Source organism: Micromonospora sp. D75, from assembly GCF_018070405.1.
Taxonomy (GTDB): Bacteria; Actinomycetota; Actinomycetes; order Mycobacteriales; family Micromonosporaceae; genus Micromonospora; species Micromonospora chalcea.
Genome location: NZ_JAGPXV010000912.1, coordinates 1 through 1,683, shown reverse-complemented (window position 1 = coordinate 1,683; position 1,683 = coordinate 1). Strand labels below are relative to the sequence as shown.

The 1,683-nt window shown below is 72.2% G+C and carries 4 protein-coding genes; all 4 read left to right on the top strand.

Translation table 11 applies throughout. The annotated features are described in order from the left end of the window. A partial coding sequence (locus tag KBX39_RS30620; protein ID WP_210873883.1) for a Na+/H+ antiporter subunit E occupies positions 1 to 495 on the top strand: 495 nt, incomplete at its 5' end. Next, complete coding sequence (locus tag KBX39_RS30615; RefSeq protein WP_043325758.1) at positions 492 to 755, top strand: monovalent cation/H+ antiporter complex subunit F; 264 nt, start codon at positions 492 to 494, stop codon at positions 753 to 755. The genes KBX39_RS30620 and KBX39_RS30615, both read left to right, overlap by 4 nt. Then, positions 752 to 1,087, top strand: coding sequence for a monovalent cation/H(+) antiporter subunit G (gene mnhG, locus KBX39_RS30610; protein ID WP_166455486.1), 336 nt, complete (start codon positions 752 to 754; stop codon positions 1,085 to 1,087). Before KBX39_RS30615 ends, mnhG begins: the two co-directional genes overlap by 4 nt. A 163-nt stretch (positions 1,088 to 1,250) precedes the next feature. Further along, positions 1,251 to 1,683 (top strand): CNNM domain-containing protein (locus KBX39_RS30605; protein WP_210873882.1); only part of this gene is annotated, 433 nt, incomplete at its 3' end.

The window sequence follows — 1,683 nt, the reverse complement described above, 5'->3', positions numbered from 1 at the left end:
CTGCTGCTGTGGGGCGACGTGTCAGTGGGCAACCTCATCGCCGGGCTGGTGGTCGGCGCGGCCGTGCTGCTGTTCTTCCCGCTGCCGCCGGTCACGTTCGGCGGCCGGTTCCGCCCCCGCGCGCTGCTGGTCTTCCTGATCACCTTCATCGCGGAGCTGGTGAGCGCCAGCCTGCACGTGGCCGCCGTGGCGCTGCGCTTCGGTTACCGCCCGCGCGGCGCCATCATCGCGGTGCCGCTGCGCGTGCGTACCGACCTCAACCTGGCGCTCACCGCCGAGGTGATCTCGCTGGTGCCGGGCACGCTGATCATCGACGTCGACCGGGCCGCCGGCGTGCTCTACGTGCACGTGCTCGACGTGCGCGGCCCCGAGGACATCACCGGCAGCCGCGAGCGCGTGCTCGCCGTCGAACGGCGCATCGTCCGCGCCATCGGATCTCCCGCCGAGGTACGCCGGCTCGACCTCGAACCCGCCGAACGGAGGAACCACCCGTGACAGTCCTGCTCGCCGTCGCGCTCACCGTGCTGCTCTCGGCCACCGCGCTGCTCGCCCTGGCCCGCATCTACCGCGGCCCGTCCCTGCTCGACCGGGTCGTCGGCGCCGACCTGCTGCTGACGGCGATGCTCGCCGCGGTGGGGGCGGAGGCCGCCGTGAACCGGCATGCCACCACGCTGCCCGTGCTCGTGGTGCTCTCCCTGCTCGGCTTCATCGGTTCGGTGTCGCTGGTGCGCTTCGCGGTCCGGGGTGAATCGTGAGCGTCGCTGCCGTCGCGGACTGGGCGGGTGGAGCGCTGCTGCTGGCCGGGGCGGTGCTGGGGCTGATCGCCGGCATCGGGCTGGTCCGCTTCCCGGACGTGCTGGACCGGATGCACACGGCCACCAAGCCGCAGGTGCTGGGCGTCCTGCTGCTGCTGGCCGGGCTGGCGCTGCGTCTGCGTACCCCCTCGGACCTGGGCATGCTGGTCCTGGTGGCGATCTTCCAGCTCTCCACCGCGCCGGTGGCGGCGCAGATGATCGGCCGGGCGGCCTACCGGTCCGGCCGGGTCGACCGGAGCCTGCTGGACGTGGACGAGCTCGCCGGGCGGTGAACCGGACGTGGGGGAGGGTTCCCGGCACCCTCAGCGGACGTCCAGCCGGTACCGATAAAATGGGCCGCATGATCGACTCTCCTGCCCCGGAGGGCAGCAGTAGCCGGCCGGGTCATACCCGGCGAATTCCCTCCCCGACGACCCCGGGAGCACTGAACCTCCCGTGCTGATCCTCGTCGGTCTCCTTCTCATCATCGTGCTCACCGCCGCCACCGGTTACTTCGTGGCCCAGGAGTTCGGTTACGTCGCCGTGGACCGGGGCAAGCTCAAGCAGCTCGCCGACGGTGGCGATCGTGCCGCGGCCCGGGCCCTGGAGGTCACCGCGCGGCTCTCGTTCATGCTGTCCGGCGCCCAACTGGGCATCACCGTGACCGCCCTGCTCGTCGGTTACGTCGCCGAGCCGTTCCTCGGCGCCGGGCTGGCCGACCTGCTCGGCCTGACCGGCATCTCCAGCGCGGTGGCGTTGCCGCTGTCGGTGGCGCTGGCCCTGGTCATCGCCACAGTGGTGCAGATGGTCCTGGGTGAGCTGGCCCCGAAGAACCTGGCCATCGCCCGCGCCGAGCCGCTGGCCCGGGCGCTGTCCCGGTCCACCCTGA